The sequence below is a fragment of the Bifidobacterium sp. KRGSERBCFTRI genome (assembly GCF_025908335.1).
In genome coordinates this window covers 2,878,272-2,896,077 of sequence record NZ_CP109653.1, presented here as the reverse complement: position 1 = coordinate 2,896,077, position 17,806 = coordinate 2,878,272, and the positions used below count along the sequence as shown (strand labels likewise).

15 protein-coding genes are annotated in these 17,806 nt (G+C 62.6%); 13 read left to right on the top strand and 2 right to left on the bottom strand.

The genetic code is table 11. From position 1 onward, the window contains the following. Nucleotides 1-7 precede the first annotated feature (7 nt). The 4 genes from OGI63_RS12350 (at nucleotide 8) to OGI63_RS12335 (ending at nucleotide 5,730) form a co-directional block, all read left to right on the top strand. Entirely contained in the window at nucleotides 8-1,171 is a 1,164-nt protein-coding gene (locus OGI63_RS12350; RefSeq protein WP_004218293.1) for a biotin/lipoate A/B protein ligase family protein, read from the top strand. 96 nt (nucleotides 1,172-1,267) lie between these two features. Further along, entirely contained in the window at nucleotides 1,268-1,972 is a 705-nt protein-coding gene (locus tag OGI63_RS12345) for a Crp/Fnr family transcriptional regulator (RefSeq protein WP_089194270.1), read from the top strand. Between the two features lie 130 nt (nucleotides 1,973-2,102). After that, the gene (locus tag OGI63_RS12340) at nucleotides 2,103-4,307 is read left to right on the top strand and encodes a transglycosylase domain-containing protein (RefSeq protein ID WP_004218291.1); all 2,205 of its coding nucleotides are present in this window, start codon (nucleotides 2,103-2,105) and stop codon (nucleotides 4,305-4,307) included. A 292-nt stretch (nucleotides 4,308-4,599) separates the two neighbouring features. Continuing rightward, nucleotides 4,600-5,730, top strand: coding sequence for an NADH:flavin oxidoreductase/NADH oxidase (locus OGI63_RS12335; protein ID WP_004218290.1), 1,131 nt, complete (start codon nucleotides 4,600-4,602; stop codon nucleotides 5,728-5,730). 298 nt (nucleotides 5,731-6,028) lie between these two features. On the opposite strand, the gene OGI63_RS12330 is transcribed toward OGI63_RS12335, so the two are convergent. Beyond that, entirely contained in the window at nucleotides 6,029-7,180 is a 1,152-nt protein-coding gene (locus OGI63_RS12330; RefSeq protein ID WP_004269227.1) for a quinone-dependent dihydroorotate dehydrogenase, read from the bottom strand. A 171-nt stretch (nucleotides 7,181-7,351) separates the two neighbouring features. Here OGI63_RS12330 and OGI63_RS12325 point away from each other — a divergent pair, with 171 nt between their 5' ends. The 7 genes from OGI63_RS12325 (at nucleotide 7,352) to OGI63_RS12295 (ending at nucleotide 14,854) form a co-directional block, all read left to right on the top strand. Further along, nucleotides 7,352-8,383 (top strand): polyprenol monophosphomannose synthase, encoded by a 1,032-nt coding sequence (locus OGI63_RS12325; RefSeq protein ID WP_004218287.1) that lies wholly within the window; start codon nucleotides 7,352-7,354, stop codon nucleotides 8,381-8,383. Between the two features lie 135 nt (nucleotides 8,384-8,518). Next, nucleotides 8,519-9,322 carry a DeoR/GlpR family DNA-binding transcription regulator gene (locus OGI63_RS12320; RefSeq protein WP_004218285.1) on the top strand — a complete coding sequence of 268 codons (804 nt, stop codon included), beginning with the start codon at nucleotides 8,519-8,521 and terminating at the stop codon, nucleotides 9,320-9,322. Next, nucleotides 9,322-10,602, top strand: coding sequence for a galactose-1-phosphate uridylyltransferase (gene galT / locus OGI63_RS12315; protein WP_004218284.1), 1,281 nt, complete (start codon nucleotides 9,322-9,324; stop codon nucleotides 10,600-10,602). Before OGI63_RS12320 ends, galT begins: the two co-directional genes overlap by 1 nt. A 66-nt stretch (nucleotides 10,603-10,668) precedes the next feature. Continuing rightward, nucleotides 10,669-11,919, top strand: a complete 1,251-nt coding sequence (gene galK, locus OGI63_RS12310) for a galactokinase (RefSeq protein WP_004218283.1) — start codon at nucleotides 10,669-10,671, stop codon at nucleotides 11,917-11,919. 280 nt (nucleotides 11,920-12,199) lie between these two features. Beyond that, nucleotides 12,200-13,048 carry a class C sortase gene (locus tag OGI63_RS12305; RefSeq protein ID WP_004218280.1) on the top strand — a complete coding sequence of 283 codons (849 nt, stop codon included), beginning with the start codon at nucleotides 12,200-12,202 and terminating at the stop codon, nucleotides 13,046-13,048. Between the two features lie 124 nt (nucleotides 13,049-13,172). Further along, nucleotides 13,173-13,445: an ACT domain-containing protein gene (locus OGI63_RS12300; protein WP_004218277.1), complete on the top strand. Its 273-nt coding sequence runs from the start codon at nucleotides 13,173-13,175 to the stop codon at nucleotides 13,443-13,445. 44 nt (nucleotides 13,446-13,489) lie between these two features. After that, nucleotides 13,490-14,854: a PFL family protein gene (locus OGI63_RS12295; RefSeq protein ID WP_004218276.1), complete on the top strand. Its 1,365-nt coding sequence runs from the start codon at nucleotides 13,490-13,492 to the stop codon at nucleotides 14,852-14,854. Between the two features lie 124 nt (nucleotides 14,855-14,978). Here OGI63_RS12295 and OGI63_RS12290 read toward each other — a convergent pair whose 3' ends face one another. Next, the gene (locus OGI63_RS12290) at nucleotides 14,979-15,650 is read right to left on the bottom strand and encodes a tRNA (cytidine(34)-2'-O)-methyltransferase (protein WP_004218275.1); all 672 of its coding nucleotides are present in this window, start codon (nucleotides 15,648-15,650) and stop codon (nucleotides 14,979-14,981) included. A 73-nt stretch (nucleotides 15,651-15,723) separates the two neighbouring features. On the opposite strand from OGI63_RS12290, the gene OGI63_RS12285 reads away from it, so the two are divergent. Continuing rightward, nucleotides 15,724-16,713, top strand: coding sequence for an A/G-specific adenine glycosylase (locus OGI63_RS12285; protein WP_004269225.1), 990 nt, complete (start codon nucleotides 15,724-15,726; stop codon nucleotides 16,711-16,713). 316 nt (nucleotides 16,714-17,029) lie between these two features. Further along, nucleotides 17,030-17,695 carry a hypothetical protein gene (locus OGI63_RS12280; RefSeq protein ID WP_004269224.1) on the top strand — a complete coding sequence of 222 codons (666 nt, stop codon included), beginning with the start codon at nucleotides 17,030-17,032 and terminating at the stop codon, nucleotides 17,693-17,695. Nucleotides 17,696-17,806: the final 111 nt, after the last annotated feature.

Here is a 17,806-nt window from a genome sequence, read left to right as displayed (position 1 = left end):
AGATCGAATGAGATCCGGCGAAGTGAAGATTCCTGGCGGCAAACTCGTGCGGGTGACCTTGCAGGGCGACGAGGTGCGCGGTTGGCATGCGACAATCGACGGCGATTTCTTCATGGAGGCCAACGCTGGTTCGGTGTTGGGGCGTGCGCAATCCGCAATCGACGCGCATCTGCCGGAACTGCCCGATGATTGGGAGCACTGGGGGAGCGCGGATTACCTCGCGTTCTACAGGGCGCTGTCCGGCGAATTGCGCGGCGTGATCGGCGACACGCTGATCGGCGCCAACGGCGAGGCGATCGCATTGGCCGTCGTGCGTGCGCTGGTGGGCGGCGGTGCGCGCGAATCCGCGCAGACAGCCGAACGCGAATTCGAGCGTATTCGCGAGGCGCGCGCAACACGGCAGGGTGAGCGGGCGCAATCTGGGGACGAACCTGCGCCCATGCTCATCGGGCTGCAGGACGCGAAACGGCGATGGGCGCGGATGAATCCGCAGACCGTCGTCGACATTCCACGCATGCCCGCCGAGCAGATGCAGGTGGACGAACTATGGGCCACGCAGGTCGCGAACGGGGAGCGGCAGGCGACGCTGAGAATCTGGGATTGGGCGGCGCCCGCGGTGGTCTGCGGGAAATTCCAGTCGATCGCCGACGAGGTGGACTTGGAATACGCCAAAGAGCACGGCATTGAAGTGGTGCGGCGTGACACCGGCGGCGGCGCGATGTTCATAGAACCGCAGAACACGATCACCTATTCGCTCTACGTGCCCGAGCCGGTGGTGGCGGGGCTCGACGCGCGGCAATGCTACCAGTTCTGCGATATGTGGCTGCTGGAGGCGCTCGCCGCATGCGGTGTGCGCGCGCATTTCGCCGGCCTCAACGACATTGCGAGCGCGGCGGGCAAGATAGGCGGCGCGGCGGAACGTCGGTTCCCGGCAAGCGGGGAGGGGCCCGGTTGCCTGCTGCACCACGACACGCTGGCATATGCGATGAACACCGAGCATTTGCAGCATGTGCTGCGCCCGTCGAAGGAGAAGATGTCGGACAAGGCAGTGAAATCGGCGAGCAAACGCGTCGACCCGATGAACTCGCAGACGTCGTGCACGCGCGCGCAGATTGTCGATTGCATGCTCGAGACGGCCTCCCGTTTCGGTGTCGTGGGGAATACAATATGAACGGCAGTGCTTTTCGATAGATACCTTTGGAGGAACGGCATGAATCAGTCCGCCGAGCGGATGCCAAGCGGTGCGATGTCTGACGAACCGGCCGGCATGGGCGACGCACGCGAGCGACGCAATCCGCTGCTGGAGACCGCGTTGTTCAAGCAGGTCTCCGAGGAGCAGGCGCGCGAGCTCGTGCCTTACCTGCACCATGAGGAGTACGACAAGGGCGAGTACATCTTCACCGAGGGTGACACCGACCAGCGCATGTATGTGATCCAGGAGGGGCGCGTGAAGCTGACACGGCAGTCTGTGGACAAGCGCGTGCAGCTGCTCTCGATACATACCCGCGGCGAACTGCTCGGCGAGATTCCCGTGTTTGACCCGCAAGGCGGCCCGCGCACGGCGAACGCGGTGGCGATGGTGGACGGCACCCAGGTGGTGTGGCTCGACCATGACGCATTGTTCGCGTGGCTCAGCAAATACCCGGGCGTGGCCGTCGACATGCTGCAGGTGCTCGCGAATCGCATGCGCGCCAATAACGAGCGCATTGCCGACTTGGTGTTCAGCGATGTGCCCGGCCGTTTGGCGAAAACACTGCTGAGCCTCGCCTCGCGCTTCGGCAAGCCGGTGGAGGAAGGGCTGCAGGTGCCGCATGACCTCACCCAGGAGGAGATGGCGCAGCTCGTCGGTTCCTCGCGCGAGACCGTGAACAAGGCGCTCATGGATTTTGCGAACCGGGGCTGGATTGCACGCAACGGCCGCACTATAATCATCTACCAGCCGGGAGCTCTCATCCGCCGTTCCCAGCGGTAGGCATGCGGTTTCGGGCAGTCGATATGCCAATCTGAGTGTCGTCTGAAAGCAGGCTGGCATTCGTTTGTATATTTTTCGAACATACTGTAAAATTCGCGCTCCGGTAGAGCCAGACCCATAGAATAGAGACATGCCGAAGAAGAAGAACCTCACTGGCGCTCGTATACTTGCGCTCGCACTTGCCTTCATCACGCTGTGCCTTGGCGGCGGCGTGACGTTGGCCGTGCTCTTCCTGCCCACCGTGATGGGGGCGAATCAGGTTGTGAAGGCCGTGACGCCGTCGATGCAGGTTGAGGGCATCGATTTCGACGTGACGAATCTGCCGCAGAAGTCGACGATGTACGCGAGCGACGGCAAGACCGTGATCGCGGAGTTCTATGCGCAGAATCGTGAGGTCGTGCCTTTGAAGGACATCTCCAAGCCGATGATGCAGGCCGTGGTGGCGCGTGAGGACCGCCGCTTCTGGGAGCATGCGGGCGTCGATGTGCAGGGCGTGCTGCGTGCGTTCGTGCAGACATATATGAAGAAGGGCGATCAGCAGGGCGGCTCCTCGCTCACGCAGCAGTATGTGAAGAACGTGCTCGCCACGCAGGCGCGCGAGAAGGACGATCCGATCGCCGAATACCATGCGACCGAGGACACGATCGCGCGCAAGATGCGCGAGATGCTGATCTCGGTGCAGATGGAGAAGAAGTATTCGAAACAGGAGATTCTGCAGGGCTACCTGAACATCGCGCAGTTCGGCACGAATTCGCTGTATGGCGTGCAGGCCGCGGCGGAGCGGTATTTCAATACGACCGCCGACAAGCTCAACATCGTGCAGGCGGCGACGATCGCGATGATCACAAAGAACCCGTCGAAGTACGATCCGTCGATTCCGGAGAACCGGGAGGAGGCGCAGAAGCAGCGCAACATCGTGCTCGAGCTGATGAAGAACCAGCATTTCATCACGCAGGCCGAGTACGAGGAGGCCGTGAAGACCCCGCTGGTGGACACGCTGCATATCACGCCAGTGTCGCGCGGTTGCATGGCGGCGAAGTACAACACGGGCTTCTTCTGCGATTACGTGGTGCACAGGATCGAGAACTCGCCGGAGTTCGGCAAGACCGCGAAGGACCGTGAGCGGCTGCTGCAGGAGGGTGGTCTGCAGATTGTCACCACGCTCGACCTCGACGCGAGCAATGCGTTGATGGACGTGGCGAACAAGACGATTCCCGCGAACGATTCCAGCGGCATGGAGATCGTGATGGCCTCGGTCAAGCCCGGCACCGGCGAAGTGCTCGGCTTCGGGCTCAACCGCGCCTACGACGCGACCGATGCCGCGGCCACCGACCAGACGAAGTCGTCGATGAACTACGCGGTCGATCAGATCGACGGCGGCGGCCAGGGCTTCCCGATCGGCTCCTCGTGGAAGCCGATCAACCTCGTCGCCTGGATGCAGCAGGGACGCTCGGTCAACGAGATGCTCGTCGCACCGACCGACTTCCTCACGAACCGCTTCACCTGCAACGGCTACACGGGCGGCACCGACAACTGGCACGTGACGAACGCGTTGACCAATGGCACGGTGTCGCCGGAAAGCCCGTTCCTCGGCCTGGTGCACTCGCATAACACGACGATGGCCGCGATGGGTGCGCAGATCGGTCTGTGCGCGGTGGCGGACGCCGCCAAGGCCGTGGGCTACCACAATGCGAAGATCGGACAGGAGGACGTCTATTCCGACATCTCGATGCACCCGGCGCTGCTCATCGGCGGCACCACGTCGGTATCGCCGCTCACGATGGCCAACGTGTACGCGACGTATGCGGCCAACGGCGTGGAGTGCACGCCGATCGCGCTCAAGAAGGTCACGAACTCCGACGGCAAGGACCTCGACGTGCCGAAGGCCAACTGCCACCAGGCGGTGGACAAAGACATCATTCAGACGCTGGCCTATACGATGAACCAGGGCGTGACACGGCCCGACGGCGCGGCAGGTGCGGCCCAGCTCGCGAACGGGCGCAAGACCTTCGCGAAGACCGGTACGAACGAGAACATGTACGTGACCACCGGCGGCTTCATTCCGAACCAGATCGCCACCTTCGTGCTCGTCGGCGACGTGCAGGACCCGACGAACCACCCGATTGAGAACATTGCCATCAACGGCAACTACCACGGCTACTGGGATGGTTCCACCATCGCCGCACCTGCGTTCAAGGATGCGATGAACCAATACGCCGACAAGAAGCAGCTGCCGATGGACAACGATTACGGACAACCCGTCGACAAGTACACGAATAGCGTTGGCGTGCAAAGCAATAGGCAAGGCACACAGCAGAACACGCAACGGCGGTGATTCGCTCGGCGTGAATAGCACGATGGGCTCGGGGCAACTCGGGCCCATCGTGCTATTCGGATGCTGGCGGTCTGTTTTTCGGATGCTTCCGTAAGCTGTGCCATGGTGGGTGCGATTTGTGGTCTGTTTTACGGAAGCTTCCGTAAATTGGACTGTGGAGGGTGCAATCTGTGGTCTGTTTTTCGGATGATTCCGCAAACTATGCCATGGAGTGCGCAGTTTGCGGTCCGTTCTGCGGATGCTTCCGTGAACTGTGCCGCTTGCTGCAATGGGAATGTGATACTCTGCGCGTATGGGCAAGTCTAAGGATTCCAAGAAGGTCAAGGCGCAGCAGCCGACTCTGTTCACGCCGTTCACACTGCGTGGCATCACCGCGCGCAACCGCATCTGGATGCCGCCGATGGACACATATTCCGCGTTCGCTCTCGACGGGCGCCCAGGCAACTTCCACTACCAGCACTATGTCTCGCGAGCCATGGGCGGCTTTGGCCTGATCATTGTCGAGGCGACCGCGGTGACTCCCGACGGCCGCATCTCGCCGTGTGATCTGGGCCTATGGGAGGATTCGCAGATCGATTCATACCGGTGGATTGCGCAGGGAATGAAGGACGCTGGTGCTGTGCCGGCGATTCAGCTCAATCATGCCGGACGCAAGGGCTCGACGAGTTGTTTCGCCATTCGCACCGACTCCGGTTATGTGTCGCCCGAGTTGGGTGGTTGGCAGACGGTTGCGCCGAGCGAGTTGCCATTTGGCGACTTGCCTGCACCGCGCCAGCTTACGGTGGATGAGATCCACGACATTGTGAACAGATTCCGCGATGCCGCATGGCGCGCGATGGAGGCCGGTTTCGAGGTGATTGAGATTCATGCCGCGCATGGCTACCTGCTGTCGGAGTTCCTCGACCCGCTCGTCAATGACCGCGACGACGAATACGGTGGTTCGCTTGAGAACCGCATACGCATTGTGATCGAGGTTGCCGATGCGATTCGCTCGGTGATCCGCGGCGACATGCCGTTGTTTGCGCGCATCTCCGCAACCGACTGGGCCGAGGGCGGCTGGGATCTCGACCAGAGCATCGTGTTGGCGAAGGCGCTCAAGGAGCATGGCGTCGATCTGGTGGACGTCTCGACCGGCGGCATTCTGCCGAATGTGACGATTCCGACGAAGCCCGGGTATCAGGTGCCGTTCTCGGAGCAGATTCGCAAGAAGGCCGATGTTCCGGTGACCGCGGTCGGATTGATCACCAAGCCCAAGCAGGCCGCGCGCATTCTGGCCAAAGGCGAGGCGGATGCGGTGGAGATTGGCCGCGCCGCATTGCGCGAGCCGTACTGGCCGTTGCGTGCCGGCTTCAAGCTTGGTGAGCCGACCGACCTGTTGCCATACCCGCCACAGTACGTGCGTGGCGCATGGCGTAATGAGTAATGGCCCTCGTTGTCGCAAGAGACATCCCGTAACAGGGAAAGCCCGTTACGGGATGTCAGAGGCCGTGGGGAAGAGGGACGGCAAAAAGCCGAGGACGGAAAGTGGAATAGTATGTGGTCGGTTGGGCCTGCCGGTTGATTTCGTCACTGGATCGCAAGCGTCCTTTACGTTCCTCAGCCAATCGGCAGACCCAACCGACCACGCTGGTACCGATGAAGGTGCATGCTGTTCGCTGAACAATCATTCCATGGGTCATCCGAGTACCCCATCCCGCGGCCAGCGGAAGCTGAAGGACAAATCAGGCGTCGACGCCCACGGCCTCGGCGACGCTTCCGAAGCCGTCACGGCGCAGCAGTTTCGCGAGTCCTCGCTTCAATACGGTGATCTGCTGCGGGCCGCGGTACATGAGCGACGAGATGAACATGATGAGCGAGGAACCGGCGCGAATCTTCTCATAGGCCTGTTCGGGGGTGAACACGCCGCCGACGCCGGCGATTGCGAACCGGTCGCCATACTCGGCATAGGTTCTGCGAATGAGCTCGGTGCTCGCCACTGTGCAGGGGCCGCCGGAGAGTCCTCCGAGCCAATCCTTGGGGATGTCGTCGAGACCGGTGCGGTCTTTCTGCAGATTCGCGATGGTCACGCCCTGCACGTTGTGCGCGGCCAATACGTCGAGGAATTCCTTGAACTGCGGCCACGGCTTGTTGAGCGGCATCTTGACGAGCGTGGGCTGCGGGCGTTCGATTCTGTCGAGCGCGGCGAACAGCTTGTCGAGATTCTCGGCGGACTCGGTGAACGGCTCGCCCACGGTGGTGTTCGGGCAGGAGACGTTCACCTCGACCATCGCGGTGCGGCCGGCGGCACGCTCCATGGAGATGCAGTAGTCTTCGATGCCTTCGTTCAGATCGCCCACCTGGTCGTCGTTCGTGCGTGCGATCGACACGCTCAGCTGCATGCTCTGCGTGCGCCGCCAGGCATCTTCGGCGCGTTCGATCACGACGTCGGAACCATCGTTGGCCAGGCCCACGTGCACCATCATCGAATCGTATTCGGGCAGACGGTGGAACCAGGGGCGTGGATTGCCGGCGCAGGGTCGTGAAGTGGTGGAGCCGACCGTCTCGAAGCCGAAACCGGCATGGTCGAGCACGGCGGCCATGTCGCAGTTCTTGTCGAGGCCGGCCGACAGGCCGAACGGGTTGGCGAAGTTGATGCCCATCACATTCGTTTCGAGAATCGGGTCGGTGTAGTTGAGCATCGTGCGGCACAGCCACATGAGCGGCGGCATCTTGCCGGTGATCTGGCAGAAGCGGATCATTTGGTCGTGGGCGATGTCGGGCGTGTGGTTGAACACGAGATCCGGCTTGATCACATGCTTGTATGCGAACGTGAACAGGTCGGTGGTCGCCTTGTTGATCGAGTCGTGCAGACCGTTCTGAGATACATAAGCCATGCACACCATTGTGCCATTGATGGGGCAAAAATGCATGCCTGCATGCACCCGCCCCGCATTTCGCCCGCTTCGTGCGAATTCGCGCTCTGCGAGAGAGTGCTGGGGAAACGGCGTATGCCTACAATGAAGACGGTCGAATAACGGATGCTCGAATGACGGGAGGGCGTGCGGATGGCGCAGGTGAACAGCGGGCACCGTGTGTGCGTGGTGATGCCCACCTACAATGAACGTGACAATCTGGAGCCCACGCTCACCGACCTCTTTCTGCGCAATGCCGGCGTGGATGTGCTGATCGTGGACGACAACTCGCCCGACGGCACCGGCACGCTCGCCGACGTAATCTCGCGCGTGACGCGGCTGCCGCAGGATCTCAACGTGGAGCATAACGAGAACGATGTACTGCGCGATGTGAGTTTTGCAGATGAGGATTCCGATTCCTCGCTGTATTCCGACACGCAGGTGAGCACCCAGGATCTGAAGATCGCCGACAGACTGGCCTCGTGCACGATGGATTCGCGCGTCTTTGTGCTGCACCGCCCCGGCAAGCAGGGATTGGGCACCGCGTACATTCAGGGATTCGAATGGGCGCTTGGCCATAGGTACGACATCGTGTGCGAGATGGACATGGACGGCTCGCACAGGCCGCAGGATCTGCGAGCAATCATCGACGTGCTCGAGCGGCACCCGCAGGTGGATCTGGTGCTTGGCTCCCGGCGCGTTCCCGGTGGCTCCACGCAGGACTGGCCATGGTACCGCGACGTGATCTCGCGTGCCGGTTCGCAGTACGCGCGCGTGATGCTCGGGCTCAAGGTGCGCGATATGACGAGCGGTTTCCGCGCATATCGCTCCAGGATTCTGCGGCAGATCGACCTCGACGGCATCGATGCGAACGGCTACGTGTTCCAGATCGATATGACGCGCCGCGTGATCGCCGCCGGCGGGCATGTGGTGGAGGTGCCGATCGTGTTTCCGGATCGCACGAAGGGCGACTCGAAGATGGATGGCTCCATTGTGCGCGAGGCGATGCGTAAGGTGACGCAGTGGGGCTTCACGCGCATGCAGCAGACGATTCTGCACAACAACGAGCGGATGGAACGGCAGGTCGAGGACGATCTGGAGCTGCCTGGGCAGCTGATGCGTGAGGATGCGGGCCTGGCTCAGGATGATCCCGAGCAATCCGAGGAGTATATGGAACGCGAGTAGCGGTGCGCCGCGCGGCGTGGGCGAGGGAATCCGCAATTCTGCGATATATGCGGTTTTGTTCGGTGTTGTGTGGTAAACACGCCGAAATGTTCGTTTCAAGTTGTTCTTTGGAAGAAGATGTGCGATAATGTTCGCATGATTTCTTCACAGCGTCAGCATCTGATTCTGGGGCGCCTGCGTACGCGCGGCGCCGTCCGCATCACCGCGTTATCGAAGGAGTTCGGCGTCTCGGCGATGACGATTCGCCGTGACATCGCCGAACTGGCCGACAAAGGACTGTTGAGGCGCGTGCACGGCGGCGCGGTCTCCACCAGCACGCTGCTGAGCGAGCCGCTGTTCTCGGTGAAATCGCAGATGGACATCGGCCTGAAGGATGCGATTGCGGGCGAGGCGATCAAATTCGTCTCACCGGGAGACGTCATCGCGATCGGCGGCGGCACCACCGCGTACGTGTTCGCGCAGCATCTGCTCGAATCGCCCAACGCGAACGGCATCACGATCCTGACGAATTCGATTCCGGTGGCCGAGCTCGTGCAGGCGCTGGAATCGAAGGACGTCGAGGTGATCGTCACCGGCGGCGTGATCACTCGTTCGAATTCGCTCGTCGGCCCGATCGCCGACAAGGTGATCGCCTCGCTGCGTGTGAACACGGTGTTCCTCGGCACGCATTCGGTCTCGATGCCACGCGGCTTCCTCATGCCGAACTCGCTCGAAGCGGCGACCGACATGGCGATGATGGACATTGCGGACCGTACGATCATCCTCACCGACCACACGAAGTGGAGCAGCACATCGTTGTCGCTGTTCGCCAAATTCGACCAGGTGGACACGGTGATCACCGACGACGGTCTCGACCCGGATTCCGTTGCAAAGACCCGCGATCTGGTGAAGGAGCTTGTGCTCGCCCATCAGATCGAAACCGAAGAGGAAAGTGAGTGATGACACCGATGTCACAGACACCCAACCAGCCCGAATTCGCGCATTACCAGCCCGGCGAATACGCCGCGGAACATCTGCGCATCACGCCGACCACGCTGTCGGACGGCCGTGATTTCTTCTACCTCGACGACGAGCCGGAGTATGTGAACGGCAGCAGGACGCGCGTGCTCGACGACCCGCGCGACCTGGACTACCGCTTCGCACCGCACTTGAACGCCGAGGGTGTGGAAGTGAAGTACGCGGCACCGCAGATGCGCCGCGACCCGCTCACCGGAGACTGGATTCCCATGGCCACGGCACGCATGAACAGGCCTATTACTGCAGGCGCGGGCGCGACGGCGAAAGGCAATCCTCTGGCGGCGCGCAAGCCGGGCGACCCGTATCAGGACGGCGAGGTGCCCGACACGGATTACGACGTCGTGGTGTTCGAAAACCGCTTCCCGTCGATGGTGCAGGTGCCGGGAGTGCCGAACGAGGTGCGCTATGTGGACGGCAACCCGCTGTGGCAGGAGCGTCCGGCGGCCGGCCGTTGCGAGGTGATCTGCTTCGACTCCGACGAGAACGGGCTGCCGGCGGACCTTCCGGTGGAACGTCTGCGCACGGTGGTGGAGGCATGGGCCTTCCGCACGGCCGAGCTGAGCGCGATCGACGGCATCGAGCAGGTGTTCCCGTTCGAGAACCACGGCGAGGAGATCGGCGTCTCGCTCGCCCACCCACACGGCCAGATCTACGCGTACCCGTTCATCGCGCCGAAGCTGGAGACCGAGCTGCAGCATACGCAGGCGTATTTCGAGCGCACCGGCGGCAATCTGCTGCGTGACCTGATGCACGCCGAGATCGATGCGGGGGAGCGCGTGATCATGCGCAACCACAGCTGGGTGGCTTATGTGCCGGCGGCCGCACGATGGCCGCTCGAGGTGCATGTGCAGCCGCTGCGCGACGGGATTCTCACGCTCGACCAGCTCAACGACGCCGAGCGCTGGGATCTCGCGCAGATGTACTCGACGCTGCTCAGGCGCGGCAACCGCTTCTTCGACAAGGGCGACGGCAAGGGCATGGACCTGCCGTACATCGCCGCATGGCACCAGGCCCCCGTGCGAGACGCACGCCGCGAGAACTACCGGCTGAACCTGCAGTTCTTCTCGTTCCGCCGCGCCGCGAACAAGATCAAGTACCTCGCCGGCTCGGAGTCGGGCATGGCCGCATGGGTCTCCGACACCACGCCCGAGCTCATCGCACAGCGATTCCACGAGCTCGGCCCCGTCGACATCGCCGACTGACCGCGCAGCGCAACGCATATCAATTCATACATTTGGAATCCGAAGTACTTGTTGAAAGGGCTTTCCATGACATCAGTCGAATTCATCGAGCCAATGAGCGACGCCGAGGGCGCCGCACGGGCCGCCGAACTGTTCAAGCAGGCCTACGGCAAGGAGCCCGCAGGCGTGTGGGCCGCACCGGGGCGCGTGAATCTGATCGGCGAGCACACCGACTACAACGCGGGCCTCTGCCTGCCGATCGCACTGCCGCACCGCACCTATATAGCGCTCTCGCCGCGTGACGACACCAGCGTGCGCGTTGTTTCCGACCTCGCCTCCGATGTGATTGCCGAGGCCGACCTCGACGGGCTTGAAGCCGGTGGCGTGGACGGTTGGGCCGCCTACCCGGTGGGTGTGGCCTGGGCATTGCGCAATGCCGGTTTCGACGGCGTGCAGGGTTTCGATGCGGCATTCAGCTCGTGCGTGCCGCTCGGTTCCGGCCTGAGCTCGTCGGCCGCGATGACCTGCTCCACCGCTCTTGCGCTCGACGACGTGTATTCACAGGGCTTCGGCGATACCGACGAAGGCCGTGTGACCTTGATCAACGCGGCGATTGCCTCCGAGAACGACATGGCGGGCGCCTCCACCGGTGGCCTTGACCAGAACGCGTCGATGCGCTGCACCCCCGACCATGCAATCCGTTTGGATTGCCGACCTGGCCTGAGCGCGGTGGACAGCGTGCAGCAGGAGGTCTTCGACCTCGAAGGCCACGGCCTTGAGCTGCTCGTGCTTGACACGCGCGCGCCGCACCAGCTCAACGACGGACAGTATGCCCAGCGGCGTGCGACCTGCGAGGAGGCCGCGCGCATTCTGGGCGTCGCGAATCTGCGCGAGGTGGCAGATCTGGTGAATGCGCAGGCGGATCCTGCCGCCGCGCTCGACGGCGTGCTCGACCGACTCGACGACGAGACCATGAGGAAGCGCGTGCGTCACGTGGTCACCGAGATCGGCCGTGTGGACGATTTCGTGCGCGCTTTCGCGGAAGGTGACATGCAGACCGCCGGCGAACTGTTCAACGCATCGCACGACTCGCTGCGCGACGATTACGAGGTGACCGTGCCCGAGCTCGACGTGGCCGTGGATGTCGCCCGCGACGAGGGTGCGCTCGGTGCCCGCATGACCGGAGGCGGATTCGGCGGTTCGATCATCGCGCTCGTGAACGCGGGTGAATCTCAGCGCATTGCGCAGGCGATCTGCGATGAGTTCGAGCGCCGCGGATTCGTTTTGCCGCGCGCCTTGCCCGCGCAGGCGTCCGCCTCGGCGCACCGCGTGCAGTGATCTGCTCGCAGATGCCCTCTCGACAAGCCGCCGTGCCCAGCATGGCGGCTTGTGTGTCGTCATGGGGCAGGGAAGTGAAAAGGGTCTGCAAGCATTCGCCATATCAGTCGCCTCCGCCGCCGGTATTCGATACACTAGGCTCAGAGCGAAACAGCGAGGGAGCATATGGCGAGAACACCGAAGAACGGCAACGATATGCAGGCGAACGGCGTCACCGAGATGGACCCCCGTTGCGGCCGCAGCACAGGCGAAGCGTAAAAAGCGTGCAAACCGCCGGTTCATGCTCATGATCATCTCCATGGTGATCATGCTGCTCGTGGGTGTGGGCCTCATCGTGTACCCCACCGTCGCCGACGCGTGGAACCGCCATGTGTCGAGTCGTGCGATCGCCGGCTACTCCGAGCAGGTGGCGAACACGCCGAAGGAAGATCGCGAGGCGCAGATCAAGAAGGCGCGCGAATACAACGAGAACCTGCTCGGGCAGGGCAATGCGCGCTTCCTGCCGAACGGGGAGGAGAAGAAAGTCTACAATTCGATTCTCGACGTCTCCGGCACCGGCATCATGGGCTACATCGCGATTCCGGCGATCCACGCGAAGCTGCCGATCTACCATGGCACCGACGAGACGGTGCTGCAGATCGCAGCCGGTCATTACGAGGGCTCGAGCTTCCCGATCGGCGGTGAATCCACGCATGCGGTGATCACCGGGCACACCGGCCTGCCGTCCGCGCAGCTGTTCACCGGCATCGACGGCATGAAGAAGGGCGACAAGTTCTCGATCACCGTGTACGACGACGTGCTCACCTACGAAGTGGAGGAACGCCAGGTGGTGCTGCCGACCAACGTGAAGCCGCTCGCCATTCAGGAGGGTCGTGACTTGGTGAGTCTGGTCACCTGCACGCCGTACGGCGTGAACTCGCACCGCCTGATCCTCACCGCGCACCGCATTCCGACCCCCGAGAACAAGAAAGAGGTCGAGGTGAACCCGGAGCGCGCGATCATGAGCGATATCGCGATCACCGCGTTCGTGATCGTGGGCGTCGCCGTGTGCATGGCGACGATCGTGATCACGCAGCGGCGGCGTAGGAAGACGCATGCGCATGGCTCGCACCTGCGTTCGAGAAAATAGCGGGGAAATAGTCTTGCGAAAATGAGCAGACGCACGCGTATGGCCTGTGTTTTCCCTATACTGAACACGTTGGGCGTGCGCGTGTCGCAAGCGCAAGCGAATGAAAAACCGAGCAGGGAGTTCCATGAACAAGGCAATCATCACCGTCGTCGGCCAAGACACCGTGGGCATCATCGCGCGCGTGTGCACGTACCTGTCCGACCACCACACGAACGTGCTTGACATCTCGCAGACGATCATCGACGGCTTCTTCAACATGATGATGATCGTCGACTATGCAGACGCCGACGTCTCCTTCGAGACGATCGTCAACGACCTCGAGGAGCTCGGCGAGGAGATCGGCGTGCGCATCCGCTGCCAGCGCGAGGAGATCTTCACGAAGATGCACCGCGTGTGAGCGCCGCATTCGGTTTCTCGATTTAGACTGCGAAAAGGAACACTATGCTGAATATTCTGGAAGTTCATGAGACGAACCAGATGATCGAGCAGGAGAAGCTCGACGTGCGCACGATCACGATGGGCATCGACCTGATGGACTGCGTGTCCACCGATCTGCAGACCACCTGCGACCTCATCTACAACAAGATCACCTCGTATGCGAAGGACCTCGTGTCCACCGGCGAGTCAATCGAACGCGACTTCGGCATTCCGATTGTGAACAAGCGCATCACGGTCACGCCGATCGCGCTCGTCGGCGCCAGCTGCTGCAAGACCTCCGCCGACTTCGTGCAGATCGCCCACGCACTTGACCGCGCGGCGAAAACGGTGGGCGTCGATCTGATCGGCGGCTACTCGGCGCTCGTCTCCAAGTCGATGACGCCGGCCGAGGAACTGCTCATCCGCTCGCTGCCGGCCGCGCTGAGCGAGACCGACATCGTCTGCTCGTCGGTGAACGTGGGTTCCACGAAGACCGGCATCGACATGAACTCGGTGGAGCTGCTCGGCCACATCATCAAGGAGATCGCCGAAGCGACCGCCGACATCGATTCGTACGGCTGCGTGAAATTCGTCGCGTTCTGCAATGCGCCCGACGACAATCCGTTCATGGCGGGCGGTTTCCACGGCGTGACCGAGGGCGACGCGGTGATCAACGTGGGTGTGTCGGGACCGGGCGTCGTCTCGCGCGCGCTCGATGCAGCCAAGGGCAAGGATTTCGAATTCCTGTGCGAGACGATCAAGCGCACCGCGTTCAAGATCACGCGCGTCGGCCAGCTCGTCGCCCAGGAGGCATCGAAGCGCCTCGGCATCCCGTTCGGCATCATCGACCTGTCTCTGGCGCCGACTCCGGCGGTCGGCGACTCGGTGGGCGAGGTGCTCGAGAAGATCGGTCTGGCGCAGGTGGGCGCTCCGGGCACCACGGCGGCGCTCGCGATGCTCAACGACCAGGTGAAGAAGGGCGGCATCATGGCGTCGTCGTACGTTGGCGGACTCTCCGGCGCGTTCATTCCGGTTTCGGAAGACAAGAACATGATCGACGCCGCGGAAAGCGGTTGCCTGACCATTGAGAAGCTCGAGGCGATGACCTGCGTGTGCTCGGTCGGTCTCGACATGATCGCGATTCCCGGCGACACCACCGCGTCGACGATCTCCGGCATCATCGCCGACGAGGCTGCGATCGGCATGGTGAACCAGAAGACGACCGCCGTGCGCGTGATTCCTGTCGTGGGCAAGACGGTGGGCCAGATGGCCAACTTCGGCGGATTGATGGGCTATGCGCCGATCATGCCGGTGAACACGGCGAGCTGTGAGGCGTTCGTGACGCGCGGCGGCCGCATTCCGGCGCCGATCCACAGTTTCAAGAACTGAGCGGCCGTTTCAGCTTGCACATACGCGGGCATGGTATTCGAATACCGTGCCCGCGTTCATGTTTGCGGTGCATGTCTCGTTTTGCAATCCCAGTCTCAGATCAGGATTGGCGCGTGCGGCGTGATCACTGGCCGCCGTCGAAACCGAGCTGGCGCCATGCTTCGTAGATGGCAATGGAAGCGCAGTTCGTCAGGTTGAGGCTGCGTAGGCTCGGACGCATCGGCAGCCGCACCTGTTCGGCCACATGCGGGCCGGCCATGATGTCCATTGGGTCGGGAATATTGCCGGGCTCCGGGCCGAACAGCAGAATGTCGGTCGGCTTGTATTCGACCTCCGTATACAGCTTCGTGGCGTGCGCGGTGAATGCGATGATGCGCGAATTCGGCATCGATTCCACGAGATCCTCGAAATTCGGGTGCAACACCACATGGGCCATGTCGTGGTAGTCGAGGCCTGCGCGGCGCAGCTTGGTGTCGCGCAGATTGAACCCGAGCGGTTCCACCAGATGCAGGATCGTGCCGGTGACCGCGCACAGGCGGATCGCCGAGCCGGTGTTGCCGGGGATGCGCGGGCTGTAATAGCACAGATGCGGCGTGGTCGTCGGCGTCTCGGCGGCCTCGCGGGCCGTCATCATCGCATCGGTGACGGAAATCGGGTTGCCGTGCGCGTCGGTGACCAGTTCATCCGGTCCGTAATTCGATTTGCGGTAACCGTATTCGAACATCTTCTCCACTTGGGCTTCGGGATCGGCGTGCTGTGCGGGGATTTCCTGCGGATTCTGGGAATGTGCGGTCATGGTCACAGCGTATTGCGGTCAATCGACAGTTCGGCCATGCAGGTCGGGGCAATCTGCGGTACGATGTTGCGCTATGGTTTCCGACATGGCAGATGCCTCCCCCCGCACAAAGTCCCGCAAACGCGCGCAGGCCACGCCCGAGCAGACCGTGGGCGAGCGGCGTGCCCGCGAACTCGAACGCAGCGCCCGGCAGGCATTGCGTGAACTCGCCACCTGGTGGCAGACCTCGGCACGTGACTTGCCCTGGCGGTACGGACGCACAACGCCATGGGGCGTGCTCGTCTGCGAGGTGATGAGCCAGCAGACGCAGATGAGCCGCGTCGTGCCGTATTGGGAGGCATGGATGAGCCAATGGCCCGACGCCGCTTCGCTTGCGGCAGCAGAGAAATCCGAGGTGATCCGCGCATGGGGACGTCTCGGGTACCCGCGTCGCGCACTGCGACTGCAGGAGTGCGCGGAAGTGGTGGCACGCGACTACGACGACCGCCTGCCGCGTGAGTACGACGAGCTGATGGCCTTGCCCAGCGTGGGCGATTACACGGCCAGCGCGGTGCTCAGCTTCGCATACGGCGAGCGTGTCGCCGTGATCGATACGAATATTCGCCGCGCGCTGAGCCGCGCGTTCCTTGGCGTGGAATCCTTGGGCGGCTCGTGCACACCGCTCGAGCGCGCGCTCGCATGGGTAGTGCTGCCGAAGGCGGCGGAGCAGTCCGTGCTGTGGAACCAGGCGGTGATGGAGCTCGGCGCGCTCGTGTGCACGGCGAAGGCGCCGCAGTGCGAACAGTGCCCGCTGCAACCGCAATGCGAGTTCGTGAAGGCCGGCATGCCCGGGCTCGGAGAGAAACGCACACGGCCGCGGCAGCGGTTCCACGGCACCGACAGGCAGGTGCGCGGCAGCATTCTGCAGGCCTTGCGCGCGTTGCCGGCGGGCGGTGCGCTCACGCATGCGCAGGCCGAGGGACTGTGTGCGGACGCCGTGCAGCTCGACCGCTGCATCGCATCATTGGACGACGACGGCCTCATTGAGATTCTGCCCGGCCACGCGATGCGTCTGCCGGCGTAGTGTGTCAGAGCCTTACGGGATGTCTTCAATCGTTACGGGATGTCGGTAATTCTTACGGGATGTCACCCTTCTCCTGCGGGATGCCGCTTTCACCGCTGCGGCACATCCGGCTAAAAGACGGAAAAGCCCTGTTTTCGCCGATGACACCTCCAAAATGTCGAAGACATTGCTCACACAAGTACATAAATGACATCCCGTAAGAATTACCGACATCCCGTAAGAGATAGATGTGATATGGGGCTGCAGGAATGACCAGTAAGGAGTAGTGCAGCTCGTGGGGGACAGCAACGGGGAGCGCGCTCGGTAGACTGGGAGCATGAGCTCACCACAATCGCCACGCCGTGGCACGACGCGCACCACCGGCGGCAGAAAGCGCATGACCGCAGCGGAACGCAAGCGCCTGTACCGCCGGCGTCGCATCGTGTTCTTCTCGGCGCTTGCGGTGGTGTTGGCGCTCGCCGTGTTCACCGTATACAGTCTGGTGCGCGGTGCGGTGAGCGTGCATGGCATGGCGGGGGCCTCCGCCGCGCCTGCGCTGAGCCGTGCCGAGGTGCCTGCCGCGCCGCAGAGGAGCAAGGTGGAGACGTGCACGCCCGGTGATGTGGATGTGCAGCTCGTGCCGGATGCCACGTCCGTCGGCGTGGGTGGCTCGCTCGACTTCACCGAACGGGTCGCGTATGTGGGCAAAAGCCCCGAAGGATGCCGCATGAACACGGCCGCCGACAGTCTGGTGCTTACGATCACCTCGGGTTCCGATGTGATCTGGCGTTCCGATGTGTGCGAGGCGGCATACCGCCCGCGCCTGTTCTTCGCCGACGTCACCGACGAGCAGAAGATCGCGTGGAACACGAACCGCACGGGCACCTCCTGTGTGGCCGACGACCAGTTGCCGAAGGTCGATCGCGGCACGTATGTGGCCCAGCTCAGCCTCAAGGACGACCCGAAGGTGCAGAGCAAACCGCAGACGATCACCGTGGAGTAGACACCGCCGAATTCGGGTATTTCGTGCAGATCGGCACATGCGACACGCCGGGCACTGTGCGAGGGAATATAATTTGCGTTTTCGAGTTGAGTCTGCTAAATTATTGTCTTT